The sequence below is a fragment of the Pseudomonas agarici genome (assembly GCF_001543125.1).
GTDB lineage: Bacteria > Pseudomonadota > Gammaproteobacteria > Pseudomonadales > Pseudomonadaceae > Aquipseudomonas > Aquipseudomonas agarici.
Genome location: NZ_CP014135.1, coordinates 1720778 through 1742398, shown reverse-complemented (window position 1 = coordinate 1742398; position 21621 = coordinate 1720778). Strand labels below are relative to the sequence as shown.

Below are 21621 nucleotides of genomic sequence, written 5' to 3'. Positions count from 1 at the left end.
CGGCATCGGCGTCAGCATCCGCGTCGGCGTCGGCGTCGGCGTCGGCGTCGGCGTCGGCATCAGCATCGGCGTCGTTGTCATCTATATCAACCGCAACCACGGTAGTCGGAACAGACTCGTTCCCCGCCGCATCCGTCAGCGTGACGCTGAGGGTTTCGCCGTTGACTTGAGGCGGGTCCAGGGTGACCTGGAAGTTGCCATCAGCTCCTACCGTGCCGGTACCGATCACGTTGCCGTTGGCATCGGTGATGGTGACAGTGGTATTGGGTTCACCCTTACCGGTGAGAGCAGTGCCATCAGGGCTGACTTCCAGCCCGGTAGCGGCAGCAGGCGCGGTAGTGTCACCCGCCACAACCGTAGCTGGCGTCGACTCGTTGCCCGACGCATCCTTGAGGACCACCTGCAGGGTTTCGCCATTGGTTTGCGGCGTGCCCAGGTTGACCTGGAAATTACCGTCGGCACCGACAGTCCCGGTGCCGATCACATTGCCGGCAGCATCCTTGACCGTCACGGTGGTGCCGCCTTGGCCCTTACCGCTGAGGACCGTGCCCGCGCTGCTCACTGACAACTCGCTCGCCGGCCCTGGTGGGGTGACGGGCGGCGGCGCATCGTGATGACCGCCCCCACCACCGCCACCGTCGATGGCCGCTGCGGCACCGCCCACAGCAAGAATCCCCAGCCCCCACAACACCCAGCTCGGGATCGAACTGTCGGCGGCGATGGCGGCCACGCCCAAGTCGTCGAGAGTAGAAATCTGCGTAAAGTTGAAGCCCGAATACGGGGTGGAATAGTTGCCCAGCAACAGTGCTCCATCGGCGTTTTCCAGAACCAGTTGGTTCGTCGCACCGTCAACACCCACCACAAAAAAATTCTGAATAGTGACGGTTTTTCCGGACTTCAGAGTGACCACCAAATTCTGGCCGGACTGTTGAAAGGTTTGAACGCTTTCCAGTCCGAAGGGCAATTTTACAATGCTGGTTCCTTTAAGGCTGGTATTGCCAAAGGCATGTTCCGTCGCCGTCCCCGTCGCCTTGTCGACAATTATTATGTTTTTCATCTTTCACCCGTTTCTATCAATGAACACGCAGAGTTCAGCGCGAGCGAATGCCCACGGCGGTTATGACTGCCGAGCACTAAACATGTTATTGCGTTATTTAAGGGCTGTTCAGAATCCGCGCGGGTCAACCCACGCCGGTTTCTTCACGCGGTTGCACGTCGACCCACTCAGACGTGCAACGTGTTGGCGCCGATTCAGGAGAGGGGCTGGTATGCCCGCAAGCCCAGAGATCAAGCAATCGGGAGAGATGGCGTGCCGCGAGACGGACTTTTACAAGCTCTCGGGCAGCTTCGGTCGATGTGGTCGAGTGCCCGGGGATACCCGATGTACGATTCCTTTCGTTAGCCATCTCTGACGCACCTGCACAACTTTAAAAAGTACAACGCTTGGGCGGGAGCCGTCGATACATGGCGCCGCCGACAACGCCCGCGAGGCCGATACTAACGAGGCAAGAGTCAACATAAAAGGGAAAATTAAACACGCATTAAACATGAGCATTTAAACAGAACACTCACCGCACACCGATCGCACATCACTTATTAATCCATTATTACAGAATGATAACAAAGCACTCCTCCTCTACGAGCCGAGTGACGATACCGTTATAAAAAACAGGCTCCATTCATAAACATTATAAATTTGTAAAATCATATTTCAACGACGCACACACCTTCGAAAAGCTCAAGCCAAATAGTTAGCGGATTAGTAATAACTGAAGCTTATGTATTTATATAAGGCTCATTAATTTCGGGATGCAGAGATGCCTCCGCAATTTGCGGAAGAGGAAGGTATTCCTAAAAAGAGGGGTGCGAGCGGCAGGCGCAGCAAGGCCATAAACGAGGGAGGAGCGCTGTATCAACCAAAAACCCAGGGACCCGCCCGACGCGGCACCCCGTAAAATCGTCAGATTGCGCAGGGCCGTTTCTCAATCCGGTTTGGGCATATGAGCCACATAATCACGCTTGATCGTCTTCACGAAACTCTCCGCCATCCCATTGCTCTGCGGACTGCGCACAGGTGTTCTTCGCACCGTCGTCGCAGCGGAATTCGAAGCCGTCCGAGCACCAACGGGTATCACTGGTCATGACTGCGATTCGGCCTTCATGCCTGCGCTGGACGCCGGGCTGCTTTACGCGTCGTTGTAGCAGCAGATTGTGATCGCGCATCACGCGATAAACCCGCTTCACATTGATCGGTGGCAGCGACTGGGCTTCACGCTCACGGCGTAACAAACCCCAGACACGGCGGTAGCCATAGCTCGGTAAATCGCTGACTTGCTGCTCGATCTCGGCGACCAATTGCGTGTCGTTCACAAGCCGGCGTCGCCGTACTATGGGCGATACCGATTGCTGGATCCGAACCGTTAATTGCGAGCGCGACACACCGAGACATTTACTGACCAGTTTCACTGGTCGTCCCCCGGCAACAAGGGTGAGTGCGCAATCCATTTTCGCGACCGAGCGATCTCCACGGCCTCTTTGAGAACTTCCGCTTCCATCGTCTTCTTGCCTAGCATCCGCTGTAATTCGCGGATCTGTTTGAGCGCATCGCTTAGCTCGGACGCTGGTACCACGGCCTCGCCAGCACTGACCGCCGACAGACTTCCGTCCTGGTACAGCTTGCGCCACAGAAACAGCTGGTTGGCATTGATGCCGTTACGCCGGGCTACCACGGACACGCTTTGTCCGGGCTCAAGGCTCTCGCGAACCATGGCCAGCTTCTGGTCGGTGCTCCAGCGCCGCCGACGTTCCCGGCCGAGCAACTCGCCACCCTTATCATTGCTGTTAGTCATGAACATACCCGTTTGCCTATCCCCCTATCTTAAGGGGGGAACAGTGTCCTGTCTTTCATGGGGCTCGTTCAGTTAGGATCAAACGCGATACCGCTTTTGCTCCGAACTATCGATGGAAGTGAAGGACAGAAATCACTCCCATCCATTATGAAATCTTTCTCTGGTCTTTTACTCATCGGGATGAGCCTCCACACGCAATTGTTTTTGCATTTGCAAGGACACAGCGGTGGCTTTTTTCTTGATGTGACGCTGGTTATATACAGTCGCCATTCCGGGTGTTTGGGACCACCCCATCAACCTAGCATTGCGAGAAAAATTTCCCCGCACGCAAAGCCCCCAGCGACTGGGACATTCCACTGCCCATGGGCATGGGCGATGCCGACTACCTGCGGGTGGTGGATAACGCCCTGAATTACCTGCTACCGCTCTATCAGCCGGATCTGGTGCTCTACGACGCCGGTGTGGATGTCCATAAGGACGATGCCCTGGGTTATCTGAAACTGACGGACGCGGGGCTGGCGGCGCGAGACGAACAGGTCCCGCGCCATTGCCTGGGCCGGGACATTCCAGTGGTCGGGGTAATCGGTGGCGGCTACAGCAAGGACCGCCAGGCCCTGGCGCGGCGCCACGGCATCCTGCATCACAGCGCGCAGCGGGTCTGGACGTCATCAGGCTGTCACTGAATCGTGCTTGCTTACCCACAATGCCTGTGGAACCGCCTGTGGATAACCTGCGTGAAATGCGCTACAACACCTACGGAATAAGGGCTACAGACCGCTGTATGTTTTTTGTACAAGCCTCCTGAAAGCGCCGACAGTCCTGTGTTGGAGCGGGCTTGTCCACGAACGTCTCATCGCTGTTTTACCGACACCGCCTATTTTCGTTCTTCGTGGGCAAGCCCACTCCCCCAAAGAAAACGTAGAATGCCTGCCTACCATGCCACTTCGCAGCCTGCCATGACTCGCCCAACGCTCGACTCGCCTCCCCACGTCGCCATTATCGGCGGCGGCCCAGCCGGCCTGATGGCCGCCGAAGTCCTGAGTCAGGCGGATGTCCGGGTCGACCTCTACGACGGCATGCCTTCAGTCGGGCGCAAGTTTTTGCTGGCTGGCGTCGGCGGCATGAACATTACCCATTCCGAGCCCTACCCGGCATTTCTCTCGCGTTATGCCGAGCAGGCCTCACGGATCGCCCCGATGCTGCGGGCCTTCGGTGCCGATGATCTGCGCGACTGGATTCATGGCCTGGGGATAACTACCTTTGTCGGCAGTTCCGGACGAGTCTTTCCCAGCGATATGAAGGCCGCTCCGCTACTGCGCGCCTGGCTCAAGCGTCTGCGCGATGCCGGGGTCGTTATCCACACCCGCCATCGCTGGATGGGCTGGCAGGATGACCAGTTGGTTATCCACAGCCCGGACGGCAAAAAACACGTCCAGGCCGATGCCACGCTGCTTGCGCTGGGCGGCGGCAGTTGGGCACGCCTGGGTTCCGATGCGGCCTGGCTACCGCTACTGGAACAGCGCGGCGTGCGCGCTGCCCCATTGCAACCGAGCAATTGCGGATTTGAAGTCCAGGCCTGGAGCGAACTGCTGCGCGACAAGTTTGCCGGTGCCCCGCTGAAAAACGTCGCCATCGGCCTGCGACATACCGCTCCACGCCTGGGCGAGTGCGTGATTACCGCCAGCGGGATCGAGGGCAGTCTGATCTACGCCTTGTCCGCGCCGATCCGCGAGCAGATCAACCAAAACGGCTCGGCGATCATCGAAATCGACCTGCTCCCCGGCAAGACCCAGCAGCAGATCCAAGCCTCGCTCGCCAAACCACGCGGTTCACGCTCCATGGCCAAGCACTTGCACAACCAGCTCGGTATCGACGGGGTCAAGGCAGCGTTGCTGCGTGAACTGGCGGATGCCGCCTGCTTCAGCGACACCGCGCAACTGGCGAGCGCGATCAAATCCCTGCCACTGCAACTGGTCGCCTCCCGCCCGCTGGACGAAGCGATCAGCAGCGCCGGTGGCGTGCCTTTCGAAGCCATGGACGAACAGCTAATGCTCAAGGCGTTGCCGGGCGTATTCTGTGCCGGCGAGATGCTCGATTGGGAGGCGCCGACCGGCGGTTATCTGCTGACCGCCTGCTTCGCCAGCGGGCGGTTGGCGGGCAAAGGCATACTGGAGTGGTTACGGCGGGCCTAAGCCTTTTGCCCCTGCGCTCGGCCTGACGCCAGGGGAGCCGGTTGGCCTGCTCCCACAAGGTAACGCGCGCCTCAGGGCTTGCGCTTACGCGGCCCGGTGTTGAACACCGGCACCTTGCGCACCGGCTTGACCGATGGCGCCACGTCTTCCGGCTTTTCGCCGCTGTCCACCCATTTGCCCAGATTACGTTTACCACCACCGCCCGCGGCCTTCGGCTTTTTTGGTTTCTTCGGTTTTTTGATCACTTGCCCGGACACATCGGTTTGCGGCACTCGGTGTTCGGGCTCGAAATCTGCTTCTTCGCGACGGCTCAGCGCCTGGCGCGTCAGCACCTCGATGGCCGACAACAGATTGACTTCATCGGCACACACCAGGGAAATCGCCTCGCCGGTAGCGCCCGCACGACCGGTACGGCCGATACGATGAATGTAATCCTCGGCGACAATCGGCAGGTCGAAATTGACCACCAGCGGCAGGTCTTCGATATCCAGGCCACGGGCCGCGACATCGGTCGCCACGAGGATCTGGATCTCGCTGGCCTTGAAACGGTCCAGCGCCCGTTGGCGGGTCGCTTGAGGTTTGTCGCCATGGATGCCGTCGGCGTTCACACTCAGGCCCTGGAGTTTTTCCACCAACTGGTCGACGCCGTTGCGAGTCTTGGCAAACACCAGCACCTGCTTCCACTTGTGCTTGCGCAACAGATGCACGAAGAGCTCCGGCTTGCGCTTCTTGTCGACCGTCACCAGCCACTGTTTGACCGTGTTAGCCGCCACGTTGCGCGGGCTGACTTCAATGCTCAACGGATCGTTGAGCGTTTGCCCAGCCAACAGGCGGATGGCATCGGAGAACGTCGCAGAGAACAACAGGGTCTGGCGCTTTTTCGGCAAGGCTTTATAGATATTGCCCAGCTCTTCCTGGAAACCCAGGTCGAGCATGCGATCAGCCTCGTCGAGCACCAGGACTTGCAACTGGTTGAACTTGAGCGCGTTCTGGCGGAACAGATCAAGCAGGCGCCCCGGCGTGGCCACCAGCAGGTCGACGCCTTTGCGCAGCTTCATCATCTGCGGGTTGATACTGACGCCGCCATACACCGCATACGTGCTCAGCGGCAGGTGCTCGGCGTACTGGCGCACGCTTTCATGCACCTGCTCGGCGAGTTCGCGGGTCGGTACCAGGATCAGCGAACGGACCGAGTTAGCGGCGACCTTCGGTCCTTCCAGGGTCAGCAACTGCAACAGCGGCAGGGCGAAACCGGCGGTCTTGCCGGTGCCGGTCTGCGCGGCGGCCATCAGGTCGCGGCCAGCCAGCACGGCGGGAATGGCCTGGGCCTGGACCGGTGTCGGCGTCTTGTAGCCGAGAGTATCCAGGGCCCGGGTCAGGGGCTCGATCAGGCCGAGAGTCTCGAATGTCATGCAAGTACCATAGAAAGAAAAAGTGTCAACGCACAGGAGCGATGCGCGGCAGTTTACCTGCTCAAGCCTCTTTCGGCTTGCGCCACTGTGGTAAACCGATCAACACCACGGCGCTGATGATCACGCCCATGGCGATGCACTCGTGCCAGCCGATGTGTTCGTCGGCAAACAGGATGCCCAGCAACACCGCCACCGCCGGATTGACATAGGCATAACTGGTCGCCGCCGCTGGCCGCACATGCTTCAACAGGTACATGTAAGCGTTGAAGGCGATGATGGAACCAAAGACGATCAGGTAGAGCAGCGCCAGCCAGCCTTCGGTCGAGGGCATCTGGGTCAGGCGCTCGCCCCTGACAAAGCTGGCCAGCAACAGGACCGCGCCGCCCACCAACATTTGCGCCGCACTGGCCATGCCGCCCGGAGGCAGCGGCAGATGCTTGCTCCACACCGACCCGAACGCCCAGGTCGCCGCCGCCAGCAGCAGCAAGCCGGCACCCAATGGGCTGCCTTGCAGGTTGGACCCCATGTTCAGCAGGGCGATACCGATCAGGCCCAGCACGATCCCGGCCCATTCCAGAGCGGTATTACGAGCGCCCCAGAAATAGCCGCAGAGCAAGGTGAACAGTGGCACCGTGGCAATCGTCAGCGCCGCGACACCCGAGGCCACGCCCGTGTACTCGGCCAGGGTCACCGCACCATTGCCGAAACTGAGCAGTAGTACGCCGATGGCCCCCGCCGCTTTCCATTGTCGCCAGGTTGGCGCCGGTACACCGCGCCAGCGCTGATAGGCATACAGCAGGCTGCCGGCGATTACGAAACGGATACCCCCCATCATCAACGGCGGCCAGGACTCCACGCCGATACGAATACCCAGGTAGGTCGATCCCCAGATGAAGTACAAGGCAAAGAAGGCACCGATCAGCGGTAACGGAAAACGGCGTGGGGTTGGCATGGAAGGCTCTGGGCAGGACAAGGAAACGTTATTCTAGAAAGGTCATCGGCAAATAATAAGTTACAAAATCGCGTTATCACGCCAGTACACTTTATAAAGCATGGATATCTCGGGCGCAGAACCAGGCTTGGTCATGCAAGAGCATGGCCCGGAGTTTGAGGTGATGGCGAGTAAGGACTTGAGGTGCGAGGCTGATAACAGCCCGTATTGCATGCTCTATAGCTACGACACTATCAATGACACAGCCTTGATACTGAATCAGGTGCAAAACGTCGGGATTGGCCGGTGCATTACTGCCTGGTCAGAGACATCGACTGACGCTCGTCTCCGACCTTGCTTCAGGCGCGCTGATATCGCTTCAAATGCTCCCCCACCTTCGCCGCCGGCACTTTCTGCAATTTGCACAGCAGATCATGGGACAGCTCCCGCAGCCCATGCTTCTCGCGCAGTTCACTGGCCAGGTGCGCCAACAAGTTAGCGGCCATCTCGGCATCGGCCATGGCCCGGTGCGCCTGACCGGTGTGCGGCAGCCGCGCATGGGCCGTCAAAGTGCCCAGTTTGTGATTCGGTGCCGTCGGCATCAGACGTCGCGCCAGCAACAGTGAACAGGCAAAGTTTTGCAGGCGCGTGCGCTTGATCCGGCCCATCTCGAAGTCCCAGAACTTCTGGTCGAATGCAGCGTTATGCGCCAGCAGTGGCGTGATGCCAACGAATGCGTTGACCTCGTTCATCACCCGCTCCGCCGATGGTGCGGTGCGCAACATGGCGTTGCTGATGCCGGTCAGTTGTTCGATAAAGGCCGGCACTCGTACCCCGGCATTCATCAGGCTCTGGTAACGGTCGACAATGCGCCCTTGTTCCAGGATGACCACGGCGATTTCCGTTGCCCGACAGGCACTGCTCGGCGAGATCCCGGTGGTTTCAAAGTCGATGACCGCAATACGTTCCAAAAGCCCTGCCCTTTTCGATAATCGGTTTCAGTTTTTCAACAACAGCGTGCCTTCGATGGGCACGTAGCGGCTCGCTGCGCGGATCAGCGAATTGGCCGTCAGCCCCGGCACGCCATAGGCCACCGCCTCGACCCCGTGCTTGTCGATGATCCGCTCAAGCAGCAGGTCGAAATCACCGTCACCGGACGCCAGCACCACTTCGTCGACATTCGGCGCCACATCCATGATATCGATGGTGATGCCCACATCCCAGTCCCCCTTAGCGGAGCCGTCGCTGCGCTGGATATACGGTTTGAGTTTCACCGTGAAACCCAAGTTGCGCAGAATCTGCTGGAATTGCTGCTGCTTGCTGTCGCCACGGTCGATCGCATAGGCATAGGCCTCGACGATCTGTCCGCGCTGACTGATATCGGCCCACAGGGCGGTGTAATTGAAATGACAACCGTAAGCCTGGCGGACGGTGTAATAGAGGTTCTGGACATCGGCGAACACCGCGATTTTCTTCACCGTGAATCCTCATGGCGCAAGCGCGCACTGGCCGGGGTGACAGACACTCGAAAGCGAGTAGGCGCCCAGTATGCCAGCCCAAGGCAATTTTCAGCGAACAATCAGCCATGCCAGCGCAGTCCGGAGCGCAAAGGCGCTCCGGACCTTGGGAGGTCAGACGTAAGAATCGTCGTCGGCGAAAGAGGAAGAACTGTCGTCGCTATAGCCGCCGTCGAGGAAACCGCCCTGGTCGCTGTTGCCCCAGGCGTCGTTGTTGGCCATGCGCCGGTCATCTCCCCAACCATCGCTGTGGTTGCTCATCGGGCTGGGCTCAATGATTTCTTCGATGATCTGCGGCTGCTGGTGGTGATGGAACAGGCTGCTGATACCTTCGGCCAACATGACCCCGCCGGCGACGCCGGCTGCGGTTTTCAGCGCACCGCCAAGGAAACCGCTGCCAATAGGACTGGCCGCAGCCGGCTGCTGCGGCGCGTAATTGGGCTGAGGATTGTAATTCTGCTGTGGCGGGGCATTAAACGCCGGGCGTGTCGGTTCACGCCAGCCGCCACCGGAGTTGCTCGGCGCCGGAGCGGGTGCCGGATTGCGACTGCCACCGCCAAAGATGCTCGACAGGAAACCGCCGCTGCTCGGTACTGGCGCCGTACTTCGCGCGCGAGCCTCTTGCAAATCGGCCTGGGCTTGCTGCAATTGGGCCTGGAGCTGCTTGTTCTGCTCGTCGAGACTTTTGAGCGCATGCTCTTGCACCAGGATCGACTGAGTCATGTAGTACGTCGCAGCCGGTTGGCGCGTCAGATGCTCCTTGATCCGCGCCTCCGCCAGGGCGTCACGCGGGGCTGAATCCTTTTCGGCTTGTTGCAACCGTGAAAACAGTCCATCGATCAGGGTTTGCTCTTCGCTGTTCATGGCGACCTCATTAGATTGCCGGGTAGAAATCGGTCGCCCTGGCCGATCCGGTCAGGGCGTGCATCAGTTATGGGGCTGTTACAGGAAGTTTCAATGATCCTTACCTAACGTTTACATTTGAATGTCGGCCCACCTCATCGGTTAAAGTATCGCTTTGCTTTGACCTTCGATAGCGAGCCTATGAACCCGCTCACCATACTGCGCGACTCCCTGTACTTTTTTCGGCACAACCTGGGCCAGATCGCCCGCCTCTGCCTGCCGCTGGTGATCTTCGAAGCCGTGCTTCAGCGACTGCTGGACATCGCCATCGGCGCCCCTGTATCGCCTGCCTACGATCTGCTGGCCGGGCTGCTGGTGTACCCGCTGTACACCGCGGCACTGATCCTGTTTCTCGATGCCCGCAGCCGAGGCGAAACTCCGCGCAATCGCGATCTGCTGGCCATGTCCTTGCGCCTGTGGCCGCGCATGGCGCTGCTAGCGGCGATCAATACCGTGGCCATCGTGCTGGGGCTGTCGTTGTATTTCATCCCCGGTATCTGGCTGACCGTGGTGCTGGCGTTCGCCGAGTACTCATTGGTATTGCGGGGTCGCGAGCCGCTGCGGGCGATGAAGGAAAGCTTCAATCTCAGTCGCGGGCATTTCTGGCGGACCTTCAGTTGCATCCTCTGCGTCATGGGACCACTGTGGCTGCTCAAGGGCTTGAGTGCCAATGCTTACCCCGAGCCGCAAAATCCGCTTCTGACACTGATCATCGATAGCACTCACAGTTTCCTGCAACTGTTTACCAGCGTTGTACTCTTCCGGCTGTATATGCTGATCAGCCAAACAGCCGACAGGGACTGAGCGGGCCCCCTCCCGATAGAGGGTTAGGCGGCGACAAGGCTGTCGGCTATGCTCCCACACCTATTGCAACGTCATAAGCCGAGCCCATGACCCGTTTATTACGTTACACACTATTGAGCATGGCCCTTTTTGCCGGTCTGCTTGGACTGTTCATCTACAACCTGAGCTGGCATCCCGACAACAAGCAGGCGCTGCCGGTCAGTTGCACCGCCCAGGCCCCGGTGCTGGTCGCTGGCCAGGCCCTCAAGGCAATGACCTGGAATATCCAGTACCTGGCGGGCAAACGCTATGTGTTCTGGTACGACATGGCCGACGGCAGCGGCAAGGATGAACGCCCCACCCAGGAAGACATGGCCTTCAGCCTTGACGAAGTGTCGCGGATCATTCGCGACGAGCAACCGGATATCGTGCTGCTGCAAGAGGTCGATGAAAACGCCAAGGCCAGCGCCTATCAGGACCAGTTCAAGCTGCTCCAGGAGCGTGTGGCGGACCTCTATCCGTGCAGCTCGCAGGCCTTCGATTGGAAGGCCGACTTCGTCCCCGACTGGCATATCTTCGGCAGCGTCGGGCGCAAGCTGGCGACCTTGAGCCGCTATCGGATCGAGCATGCCGAGCGGCTGCAACTGCCCCTGGCTCCAGCCAACCTGATCCAACGCCAGTTCCAACCCCGCCAGGCGCTGCTGCTCAACTATCTGCCGCTCAGTGATGGCGGACAATTGGCGGTGATCAGTACCCAATTAGCTCCCTTTACCCAGAACGACACCCCGTTGCGCCAGGTACAGGCGATTGCTCGCCTGCTGGATAAGTTCGAAGGCCAGGGCACGCCATGGCTGATCGGTGGCGATTTCAACCTGCTGCCGCTAGGCCAATACCTGCGCCTGCCGCCGAGGTGGCGCGGCAGCTACTCGGCGGACAGCGAATTACATGTGCTGTAGGACAAGTACCCAATGATCCCGAGCAACAACGAAGCCAGCGGCATCGACCGCGAACACTGGCTGACCCATTACCCCAACGACCCCGACGTCAGCGGCCCGGACCGAACCCTGGATTACTTCTTCTACAGTGCCAAACTGAAGCGGGTCGAAGCGCGGGTACGGCAGGACGATACCTTGAAAATCTCCGATCACCTGCCGGTGATTGCGCGGTTCCTGTTGCCGGTGGCGCACTGACTGCCCCGGGTTACGCTCGCCGAGAAATAACGCCTGCATTTCCAGATTTATCGCCCCGCCCCTACTGAAACTTGCACGAACCGTTGTCGCAGCGTTACGTGTTTGAAAGGCACCATAAAGCTCAAACACCACCAAAGGCAGAAACTTGATCAGGAATTTTTTCTTCCACGCCCTGCTATTGCTCCATCAATAACCAAGAGGTTAATGATGCCTCATTTTATTTCAGTGTTACTCGCCCAATCTTCAAGCAAAACTCACTGTCGACCGACTGGTGATGAAGGTCGCCCGTCCCGCTTCTTTTCGAACTTCGATCGTCAGTTATTTTATAAAAGGCCTTCAATCAGGCTCCAACAATAAAGGAAAAAGCCATGTCTACTTTACCACTGCTACCTGCCGAACTCTGGAACGAGCGCCTGTTTACAGGAGACTGGCAGTTGGGGCCATTGCCTGCGACAGTTGTTGTCGAGCCAGCCAGCGGAGCACCACTTGGATCTATCGGCAACGCCGATGCTGCACTGGTTGCCCTCTCTTCGCAGACCGCTAGCCAGGCTCAGAAGCAGTGGTATGCACTGCCCCACTCCGAGCGGGCGCAGGTATTTCGTCGTGCTGCCCAGGCCTGCGAGACGCACCATGACGAGATTGTCGACTGGTTGATCCGTGAGAGCGGATCGACACGGCCTAAAGCGATGTTCGAAGTCAACCAGATGCTGCAGATTCTCAATGAGAGTGCGGCCCTGCCATCCCGCAGCCAAGGTGAAGTACTACCCTCGACTCCCGGGCGCTTGAGCTTGGCACGGCGTAAGCCTTTGGGGGTGATTGGGGTTATCTCTCCCTTTAACTACCCGTTATGTTTGGCAATTCGGGCGGTTGCCCCGGCACTTGCAGTGGGCAACGCCGTGATACTTAAACCTGATCCGAGAACTTCGATCAGCGGCGGTTTCGTGATCGCTCGGATCTTCGAATTAGCCGGGCTACCCAAGGGATTGTTACATGTACTGCCAGGGAGCGCAGAGGCAGGTGCCGCACTGACAACAGATCCACACATTGCAATGATCCAATTCACCGGTTCGACAGGTGCAGGGCGCAAGATTGCCGAAGCAGCCGGGCGCCATTTAAAGAAGGTTTCGTTGGAGCTGGGCGGTAAAAACTCGTTGATCATCCTCGACGACGCCGATCTTGATCTTGCGGTTTCCAACGCAACATGGGGCACCTACCTGCATCAGGGGCAAGTGTGCGTGGCGATCGGTCGTATTCTTGTTCACCGTAGCCTGTACCCGGCCTTTCTTGCACGATTGGTGGCAAAAGCTAAGAGTCTGACCGTGGGCGATCCCGCCAAAGGTGATTACGCCCTGGGCCCGCTCATCAACGCCCAACAACGCGATCACGTCGATCGCTTGGTTAAGGCGGCGGAACAGGCCGGTGCGCGCATCGAAGCTGGCGGCAACTACGAGGGGTTGTTTTACCAACCGACTGTCTTGAGTGGTGTCGATGAACGCAACCCGATCTTCAAGGAAGAAGTGTTCGGTCCCGTGGCGGTGGTAATGCCATTCGACAGTGATGAGGATGCGGTCAGACTCGCCAACAACACCGAGTTCGGCCTGGCCGGCGCAGTCATTTCAAACGATGTCGGCCGTGCGCTGAACCTCGGCGAGCAATTGCATGTCGGCTTGCTGCACATCAATGACCAGACGGTGGTAGACGAAGTTATCAACCCCTTCGGTGGCGTTGGAGCATCGGGTAACGGCAGCAGCATTGGTGGTCCGGCCAACTGGGAAGAGTTCACCCAATGGCAATGGATCACGTTGAAAAGTGAAGCGCCGCGCTATCCGATGTAAATCTCAAGCCTGATGAGAGCACTTTGGAGGGGAGAGCACTTCGCCCCTCCACGCCAAATAGCAAGAGTCATGAAGCTACAGGCTGTCATATCCCTGAGTTATCTCACGCAGCACTGCTATGCACCATTGCGCGGCCGGCGACAGCTCCAAGACGGGGTTGCGGCACACCCCGACCGATCCACCCGGCCCTCTGATACCCAGTTCCACCCATTCGCCTTTATTCAAATCCAGACGCACCGCATCCATTGGTGCCAGCCACAGGGCATGACTGCACTGCACGTACCGTCGACTCAGAGACACGGATAAGGTTTCCAAGACCCGACTTGGTAGATTGGCGTTATATTGAGCGAAAAGGCTATCGGCAAACTTACGAATAGTGGTGCCCGCCAAAGGCAGCACCAGTGGATAGTCCTCAAGTTTTTTGCATGCGCACGGGTCGGTAAACAGCGGGTGGTCACTACGAACTACAAGCGTCATCGATTCGTTATAAAGATGTTCGAACGCCAACCCCTGAATTTGAGGGCTGTCTGTCATACGTCCCACCACCAGGTCCAATTCTCCCTCTCCTAATCGGGACAGCAAGTACGCACTGGGGCCTGTGATGACCGTGACGATCAGCGACGGATGACGAGCATGCAGCCGACATACGACCTCGGGAATCAACACGCTCTCGACTGTCGAAAGCACTCCAAGCCGTATGGTGGTTGGCTCGTGAACACCAGAGCGCAGGCTGTTGACCCCCTCGCGTAAGGCCTGCACGCTCGGCCCGGCGAAGCGCAAAAAAGCCACGCCAGATGGGGTCAGTGCAGCCCCGGCCTTGCTCCGTACAAACAAGCTGACACTCAGTAGTGTTTCCAGCTCCTTTAGGGTCTTGGACAACGCCGGCTGGCTGACGGCTAATTTATCCGCAGCGCGCGCCAAACTCCCCTGCCGCGCCACTTCAAGGAAACACACCAAATGACGATATTTAATCCGTGTGTCGATGTTCACTAAGGCACTAACTCCTTTCATATAGCGGCCCGAAATGAACGTCGCGCTCTAGTGGCCTGTACGGTGAGTTCGTTATCCGAGCATCGCATAACAGCTATTTAGGAGGCAGTGAAAACTATGCAGGAAGATATTGCATAAAACGAATCCAAGAGCAGACAAGACCGAATTCGAGCATTTGCATCCATAACCGTCTGAGTAAGGGTAGGTTCTTTTTTTTCAATAGTTGAAACTATCTTTATCGAGAAATATAGGCGCTAGTGCGTAGCCGATACGTGCACCTAAAATAATAACAACGAGGCCGTATGAATAATTTATCCAAGCCGTTAAATTTCAATCGTTCCCCTTTGAAAAATACCTATACATTGAGCAGCATGGCAGTCAACACATTGTCACTTGGCATTGCGTTACTATGCTGTTGCGAGGTACAAGCCAACAATGGCATCCAACTTCCGGGATACGGTGCCAAAGCCATGGGTATGGGCGGCGCGTCCATCGCGCTGCCCCAGGACTCCGTGGAGTCCGCTAACAATCCTGCAGGCATGGCATTGGTGGGTGATCGAACGGACATGGACCTGACCGTCCTCCATGCCGACGTCAATTCCGAAGTGAATGGCCAGCATTACGGCACCGACCCCGTAGTTCCGGTGCCCGCAGGTGGCATCAACTTTACAATCAACCCAGATGTGACGGCTGGACTTTCCGTTTTTGGGCAAGGGGTTAAGCTCGATTACAAAGAGCCGATCTGGGGTACTAAGGACATGAAGTCTGAAATCAATCAGGTGATCATGGCGCCCACTATTACTTACCAATTCAAACCTGGGCATTATATCGGCTTCTCCCCCCGCCTTGCTTATCAGTATCTTGATATCGCCGGCTTCGAAGGATTCGGCTTCAACTCACCTGGCTCCGATCACGCGTTCGGTTATGGCTTCGCCGTTGGTTATATCGGTAAAATCCTCGACAATCTGCAGCTGGGCTTGACTTACTCCAGCAAAATCCGCTTTCAGCAACTTGATCGTTATAAGTCGCTGGTCCCCAATGGCCGGATCGATACGCCACAGCAAGCGGGTTTAGGTTTGAGTTACATGGCCACCCCCGACCTGACTCTGGCCTTCGATTATTTATGGATCAACTGGGCTGGTGAACGTGCTTATGGAAACAGCATGGTCGAAGGTGGGCCAATGGGTGCAAGCAATGGCCCAGGATACGGATGGCGTAACCAACGGATCTATCGCTTCGGTGTAGCCTATGAATTCAATCAAAAATGGACGGTACGCGCAGGCACTTCGCTGGCCAGTAAATTGATTCCGGACAGTGAAAGCACATTCGCGACTACCTCTCCACTTATGGATACCGACCACTATAGCGTGGGGGCAACATACAATTTGGATAAAAACATAGAAATAAATGGAAGCTACACCAGAGCCCTGAACGCCACCGTGCATGGAACTGGAGCCAGTAGTGGCGTTGACGCCAGTGTCTCGGTCGACTACTTGAATATTGGTATGGGTTACAAATTTTAGATTAGAAAACAAAGGCCCAATGATTTTAGTTAAACCATTGGGCCTTTGCCGATGTCGTTAGCCCTTGACGTATTCGCTCGCCTTGCTATGCGCCGAATGTTCTTGAACACGCCGTCCCCGAGTTCCCATCATATGATCGACGCCCTTGTCAGCAACGGCCATAGCAGTTGCGTTGGTATTGGCACTGATAATCACCGGCATCATCGAACAGTCGAAAACGCGTAGGTTTTGGACCCCTATTACTTTCAGGTCTGCATTCACCACCGACATCGGGTCGTCTTCCAGACCCATCTTGCATGTACCGACCGGATGGTAATTACTCTCGGTGGTTTGGTGGATGTAATCCATCAACTCTTCATCCGATTGCAGGTTCGCGCTTGGTGAAAACACCTCATCTATCGTTGAAGCAAAGGGTTCGGTCGCGGTAATTTTTCTGAGGTACTTGAGAGCCTGCAAGAGGCGACGACTGTCTTCCGGATTGCTGAGCCAGCCAAGATTCATTTCAGGATGATCCGCAGGATCTGCCGAGCGCAGCCGAACCTGACCGCGCGATAGAGGCTTGACCAAGTTCGCCAATAACGTGACCGCATCGGTCGGCTCGCGCTTGATCGATGGGTACATGACACCAACGCAGTAAATCTGTATATCGGGGTCAGCCTCGGGATCATCGAGGTTCACGAACGCCATGCTTTCCGAGCCGGTCGAGCCGATAGGACCACTGTTTTTAAAGGCGAAATATTGGATTGCATTTTTAAGCGCTTTCACCCCACGATCTTCACCGAAATAGCCAATCGGCCGTTTGGTCGTGGCGGATAGAATGGCGACATGGTGGTCCTGTAAGTTCTGACCGACTCCCGGTAAATCAACGAGCGGCTTGATTCCATGCTGCTCAAGATGTTCTCGTGGACCGATACCAGACAACATCAGCAACTGTGGTGTTACCAACGCACCTGCTGTGAGGATGACTTCTCCGGTGGTGGTACGCTCATGTGTCACTCCATTTACCACATATTGCACGCCCACTGCGCGCTTACCCTCAAAGAGAATGCGGTTTACACGCGCAGAAGTTACTAAGGTCAGTCGTGGATCATCTATGATCGGAAGCAGGAATGCGTCCGCCGCACTGCAACGCTTGCCTTTGTATATCGTGGATTGAGTGAGGCCAACACCGTGCAAATTGCCAGCGTTGAAGTCAGCAGTGAAGGGAACGCCTAGGTTTTGCATGGTGCGCAGAAATAAGGTATCGGCTTCGATCAGATAAGGAGCGTCCGATACTTTCAGCGGCCCATCACCACCATGAGCTTCGTTCTCGAAACGCTGGTTACTCTCTTGGCGTCGAAAATAGGGAACCATATCATCCCAGCCCCAACCGGCACCATCAGTGGCCTGATCCCATCTTTCGTAATCCAGGCGTGAGCCTCTTGCATACAGCATAATGTTGACTGAACTTCCACCACCCACAACGTTACCCTGAGGTATCTCGACAATCCGCCCTCCAAGCGAAGCCTGCGGCGTCGAAGCGATGCGTTTAACAAAGGGAGAGCTACCAGAAAGCATTTTAAAGCTGGCGGCAGGTATTTTAATAAGAGAATTGTTATCGCTAGGCCCCGCTTCCAGTAATAAAACTCGAGCATCATGTTCCAAAACAAGTCTGTTTGCAGTAACGCAACCGGAACTGCCAGCGCCAATAACAATATAATCGAAACGGTCTTTCATTATTATTTTATCCTAGCCATTAGTTGAACACAGCTCATTAATCCCAGGGCACAGCATTGTAACGAGTAGCTACCTGGAGATTTTTGCGACCCAAGTCAGCTAACAACATCCTTGCGCCATTTCGGCACAGAGATGCAAAAATTTTTAGCCGTTACAATTTCTCCATAACTGAAAAAATAGCATCGCACAGCGCTCCCCGGATCGGCAGTGAAAATTATGCAGAAAGACAATGCATAGAACAGGACGAATAATTCTCGTGACCCGCTCAATTTGAGAAAACTTTGAGTACCTGGAGCTCGCATCCGTTTTCATCTAAAGACACTTCCGACTTATCGCCTCCAACAATCTCCATCTTCGATCTTCCATAGAAATATAATTCTATGCAGTATCGAAATGCAGTAACCTCATTAGCTCTCAAACAGGGAAGCGGGCTTGCCAACGGCAGCTTTTTATAATCAAATCAATAGCTAATACGGCCTATCCGGAAATTTTCACCATGATTGCTTTCGACAAACTGGATCTCAATCTAATTAGAGTATTTGATGCGGTTATGGAAGAACACAGTGTGCTGCGTGCCAGCCAACGCCTGCATCTGAGTCAATCGGCTGTCAGTCATGCGTTGTCCCGTTTACGAGAAGGCTTGGGCCAGGAGATTTTTGTGCGCACGGGGAAGGGGATGACACCCACCAGCTATGCGATAGAGATCAGCGGCCCGCTTCGTGCGGCATTACTCAACATGAGTAAAACCCTAACCCAGGCGGCCTCTCCCTTCGAACCAGAGAAGGTGAGCCGCTCCTTTGTGATCGCGGCCAACGACTACATTTCGGCAACGCTTCTACCGCAACTCAATCATCAATTATCGACAGCGGCCCCGGGTATCGATCTGCAGATTACTCCGGCGACTCGCTTAGACCTCGCCGAGCAGATTGACTTGGGGCGAATTGACGTCGCGATAGGTACTTTCCGTAGCGTTCCCGAACGATTTCGCACAAAACCGGTACTGTTTCAGGACGAGGTCTTCATCTGTAGCGGTGAACATCCGATTGGTGCAAAAACGCTGCAATTACAGGACCTGACCAGATATCCGCTGGCGGTAGTATCCTTGGGCGGCGAAGGCGAAGGGGTGCTGAGCGGTTACATACTCGAAAGAGGGCTGGCCAGGCAGGCGCAAATGTATGATCGCAACGCCCTGGAACAGGCGATGGCAGAGGCGGGGTTATCGGTACGACGGCAAATCGTACTTCCACACTTTCTGGCATTGCCGATGCTTTTAGAGAAGAGCGAGCTATTGGCAATCATGCCGCAGCCACTGGCCAGGACATTTGCAAGAACATTGGGCTTCATGATCAAACCAACGCCTTACGCTGCTACCCGCCAGCAACTGGATATGATCTGGCACAGCAGCAATGACAATGATCCCGCCCAACGTTGGCTACATAGTCAAATCAGTGCAGCAGCAGATGAAGTTTCTCGTTTACAGAACTGAGCAAGGCCGTTCGTGGCGACATCCTGCTCAGATTCTGATCAGGCTTCGCGAAGTGCGCCGGAGTATCTGACCAAGGTCGCACCGATCGCCTTCACCTCGCCGTCCACCTGCGCATCGGCCAACTGACCATTTTCCGCAAATGCCTGGTGTGCGACGCCTAACGTAAACGTCTGGGGAATGAGCACAGCACCGAGCCTTTCCAGTACACCACGCATGGCCAACATGGAACGAATGCCGCCCATCGGACCGGGCGATGCCGATATCACAGCAGTCGCCTTATTGGCAAACAACGCTAATCCAGAGACTTTTTCCAGAGTCGGCCGACTCATCCAGTCGATAGCATTTTTCAGCAGGGCTGTATATCCGCCATTATAATCCGGGGAAGCTACCAGCAACGCATCGTGCTCACTGAACAACTTCTGCAGACGCAACGCTTGAAGCGGAACGCCCTGCTCCTTTTCAAGGTCACTGTCGAAAAAAGGCAGCGGATAGTCGCTCAACGAAATTACTGTCACTTCAGCGCCTGCCGACAATGCGCCCTGCACAACAACATTCAGAAGCTTTTGATTCAATGAACCCTTTCGGGCACTGCCGGACACGGCCAAAACTCTTACTGCCATTTTTATGTAGACCTCGTGTTGCCATATGAAGGATGCCGACTACTCGATAGATAGCGGAATCCTGAAAAATGGACTACTGATCGAAACCCAAGAAATGAGTAAAGGCTTGCGTTGTCTCTCGGGGCATACGCAGTGAATTCACCGGTGCAGTTTCATCCGCATAACCCAGCGACATGCCACAGACAATTTCCTGATGATCATCCAGCCGTAAAAAATCCTTGATCAGGGCCTGGAAACGAGCGAAGGAAACCTGCGGACAAGTTGCCAAACCGCGCGCACGCGCGGTAAGCATCAAGGTTTGGAGGAAGAGCCCGTAGTCGAGCCAACTGTATTTTTTCAAGTTGGCATCGATTGTAAAAATCAGTCCTACTGGTGCTCCAAAAAACTCAAAATTCAGTCCGCTTACCCTGGCTCGCCCGGCAGCATCGCATTTTTCTATTTGATGAAGAGCATAGAACAACGCCCCGAAGTGCTCCTGCCGCTCACGGTATTTCGGCGCAAGGTCGTCTGGCAGATGCATCAGCGGCTCGGCAGTCGGATCGGTGTGGGCAGTAGCCAGCAGGGCGCTCAAGGTCTGCTTCGGCGCCCCGGTCAGCACATGGATCGACCAAGGCTGCGTGTTGGAATTGCTGGGAGCCAAACGAGCGACGTCGATGATTTCACTGATCAACTTCTTTGATACCGGCGTCGGTAGAAAAGCCCGCACAGCCCTGCGCGAAGCAACCACTGCATCAAAGCCATCAACGGGCACACTCATAATACACTCCACAGCCTGAACTATCTTGTAATTAGTGCGAGGAGTCTTGCATAGCAACTCATCGAATAGCAGTGAAGTGTATGCAGCATGGTAATGCAGGCGGTGCAACAGGCTTGGCCGTCAACCAGGTAGATTCCGGACACAGGCAGGTCACCACCCAGGAGGTGTTTGTTTTATAGGAAATGGGCCAATCTGACGAAAGGCTTAAACCCGCAGTACTTGAAAGCTGGCCGTCATCACAAAGCATTCGCCCGAGCAGGCGAAGCAAAACTGCACGAGCTTCGATAGCGTAGGATCAAGCTCAATGCGATGAGAAAAGAAGGACTCAATGAGAGTGCACCTATAAATTTTATTTGTAAAAATCTCGAGATCTTCTTGAGATGTCATTTTCTGCCCAATCAAAATCCAGTTGCGACTCAGTACCATTCAGCCAGTTCGCAAGCCTGTAGGCGCTCGACCAAGCGCTGACTCATATCAATACTGGCGGAAACGCCTATAGAAGTAACGGATGCGCCTTCATCGACCGATAGGGACATTTCCTTGAGCCCATCAATAGCTTCCCCGTGCGTGGTTACTTGCTTGTCCGCTAACACGCAAAGTAACTTCTTGAATCATCAAAGATGCGTCTGGTGGAAGTAGCCGGATTTGGCTGCGAAGAGTCATTTCGCCGCCATTTCAAAAAATTTGCTTGGCATCAGCCCAGGCAGTTATCGCCAGCAGTCCGGCCAGGATTTAGCAGACGCCTGTGTGGTTAGTTCGCTCTTAAGCAATTAGACAAGCCCCCGTTGCTACCGCTACAAATCAGGGCACAAAGCCCTGAGTTGGTGCGATCAAGCCGAAGGGCAATATGACTGGAAAGGCCCGGTTGGTCTCCGTCGAATGCTGCCGCCCCCCGCCCCCGCCGGCTATCAAAAAAC

Annotated in this window: 15 protein-coding genes and 4 pseudogenes; 7 read left to right on the top strand and 12 right to left on the bottom strand. The window is 56.1% G+C overall.

The window, feature by feature from the left end; translation table 11 throughout:
- Together AWM79_RS07640 and AWM79_RS24210 are read right to left on the bottom strand one after the other, a co-directional pair.
- Positions 1–1057 (bottom strand): Ig-like domain-containing protein (locus AWM79_RS07640; RefSeq protein WP_156430093.1); only part of this gene is annotated, 1057 nt, incomplete at its 3' end.
- A 928-nt stretch (positions 1058–1985) separates the two neighbouring features.
- A pseudogene (locus AWM79_RS24210) lies at positions 1986–2849 on the bottom strand (transposase); the annotation flags it as partial.
- A gap of 302 nt (positions 2850–3151) precedes the next feature.
- On the opposite strand from AWM79_RS24210, the pseudogene AWM79_RS07625 reads away from it, so the two are divergent.
- A pseudogene (locus AWM79_RS07625) lies at positions 3152–3532 on the top strand (arginase family protein); the annotation flags it as partial.
- Between the two features lie 273 nt (positions 3533–3805).
- The gene (locus AWM79_RS07620) at positions 3806–5041 is read left to right on the top strand and encodes a TIGR03862 family flavoprotein (protein WP_060783953.1); all 1236 of its coding nucleotides are present in this window, start codon (positions 3806–3808) and stop codon (positions 5039–5041) included.
- A 71-nt stretch (positions 5042–5112) separates the two neighbouring features.
- Here the strand turns inward: AWM79_RS07620 and rhlE1 are convergent, their stop codons facing one another.
- The 5 genes from rhlE1 to AWM79_RS07595 all read right to left on the bottom strand — a co-directional run bounded on the left by rhlE1 (position 5113) and on the right by AWM79_RS07595 (position 9765).
- Entirely contained in the window at positions 5113–6453 is a 1341-nt protein-coding gene (gene rhlE1 / locus AWM79_RS07615) for an RNA helicase RhlE1 (protein ID WP_060782537.1), read from the bottom strand.
- A 61-nt stretch (positions 6454–6514) separates the two neighbouring features.
- Positions 6515–7405, bottom strand: coding sequence for a drug/metabolite exporter YedA (yedA, locus tag AWM79_RS07610; RefSeq protein WP_017131470.1), 891 nt, complete (start codon positions 7403–7405; stop codon positions 6515–6517).
- A 338-nt stretch (positions 7406–7743) separates the two neighbouring features.
- Entirely contained in the window at positions 7744–8355 is a 612-nt protein-coding gene (locus AWM79_RS07605) for a 3'-5' exonuclease (protein WP_017131469.1), read from the bottom strand.
- A 27-nt stretch (positions 8356–8382) separates the two neighbouring features.
- Positions 8383–8862 (bottom strand): NYN domain-containing protein, encoded by a 480-nt coding sequence (locus AWM79_RS07600; RefSeq protein ID WP_017131468.1) that lies wholly within the window; start codon positions 8860–8862, stop codon positions 8383–8385.
- Positions 8863–9015: 153 nt separating this feature from the next.
- A complete protein-coding gene (locus AWM79_RS07595) occupies positions 9016–9765 on the bottom strand; it encodes a DUF2076 domain-containing protein (RefSeq protein ID WP_017131467.1) in 750 nt (249 codons plus the stop codon).
- 180 nt (positions 9766–9945) lie between these two features.
- Here AWM79_RS07595 and AWM79_RS07590 point away from each other — a divergent pair, with 180 nt between their 5' ends.
- The 3 genes and pseudogenes from AWM79_RS07590 to AWM79_RS07580 all read left to right on the top strand — a co-directional run bounded on the left by AWM79_RS07590 (position 9946) and on the right by AWM79_RS07580 (position 13612).
- Complete coding sequence (locus tag AWM79_RS07590) at positions 9946–10608, top strand: YciC family protein (RefSeq protein ID WP_017131466.1); 663 nt, start codon at positions 9946–9948, stop codon at positions 10606–10608.
- An 86-nt stretch (positions 10609–10694) separates the two neighbouring features.
- Positions 10695–11777: pseudogene (locus tag AWM79_RS07585) on the top strand (endonuclease/exonuclease/phosphatase family protein).
- 368 nt (positions 11778–12145) lie between these two features.
- Entirely contained in the window at positions 12146–13612 is a 1467-nt protein-coding gene (locus tag AWM79_RS07580) for a benzaldehyde dehydrogenase (RefSeq protein ID WP_026013114.1), read from the top strand.
- Positions 13613–13687: 75 nt separating this feature from the next.
- On the opposite strand, the gene pcaQ is transcribed toward AWM79_RS07580, so the two are convergent.
- Positions 13688–14602 carry a pca operon transcription factor PcaQ gene (gene pcaQ, locus AWM79_RS07575; protein WP_017131463.1) on the bottom strand — a complete coding sequence of 305 codons (915 nt, stop codon included), beginning with the start codon at positions 14600–14602 and terminating at the stop codon, positions 13688–13690.
- Between the two features lie 302 nt (positions 14603–14904).
- Between pcaQ and AWM79_RS07570 the strand changes: the two genes are divergently transcribed.
- Entirely contained in the window at positions 14905–16125 is a 1221-nt protein-coding gene (locus tag AWM79_RS07570) for an OmpP1/FadL family transporter (RefSeq protein ID WP_143063256.1), read from the top strand.
- 57 nt (positions 16126–16182) lie between these two features.
- Here AWM79_RS07570 and AWM79_RS07565 read toward each other — a convergent pair whose 3' ends face one another.
- The gene (locus tag AWM79_RS07565) at positions 16183–17841 is read right to left on the bottom strand and encodes a GMC family oxidoreductase (protein WP_051000615.1); all 1659 of its coding nucleotides are present in this window, start codon (positions 17839–17841) and stop codon (positions 16183–16185) included.
- A gap of 496 nt (positions 17842–18337) precedes the next feature.
- On the opposite strand from AWM79_RS07565, the gene AWM79_RS07560 reads away from it, so the two are divergent.
- Complete coding sequence (locus AWM79_RS07560; protein WP_017131460.1) at positions 18338–19327, top strand: LysR family transcriptional regulator; 990 nt, start codon at positions 18338–18340, stop codon at positions 19325–19327.
- 38 nt (positions 19328–19365) lie between these two features.
- On the opposite strand, the gene AWM79_RS07555 is transcribed toward AWM79_RS07560, so the two are convergent.
- The 3 genes and pseudogenes from AWM79_RS07555 to AWM79_RS26050 form a co-directional block, all read right to left on the bottom strand.
- Complete coding sequence (locus AWM79_RS07555) at positions 19366–19947, bottom strand: NADPH-dependent FMN reductase (RefSeq protein ID WP_017131459.1); 582 nt, start codon at positions 19945–19947, stop codon at positions 19366–19368.
- A gap of 73 nt (positions 19948–20020) precedes the next feature.
- Positions 20021–20704 carry a nitroreductase gene (locus AWM79_RS07550; protein WP_060782536.1) on the bottom strand — a complete coding sequence of 228 codons (684 nt, stop codon included), beginning with the start codon at positions 20702–20704 and terminating at the stop codon, positions 20021–20023.
- Between the two features lie 349 nt (positions 20705–21053).
- Positions 21054–21294: pseudogene (locus AWM79_RS26050) on the bottom strand (hypothetical protein); the annotation flags it as partial.
- Between the last annotated feature and the right edge of the window lie 327 nt (positions 21295–21621).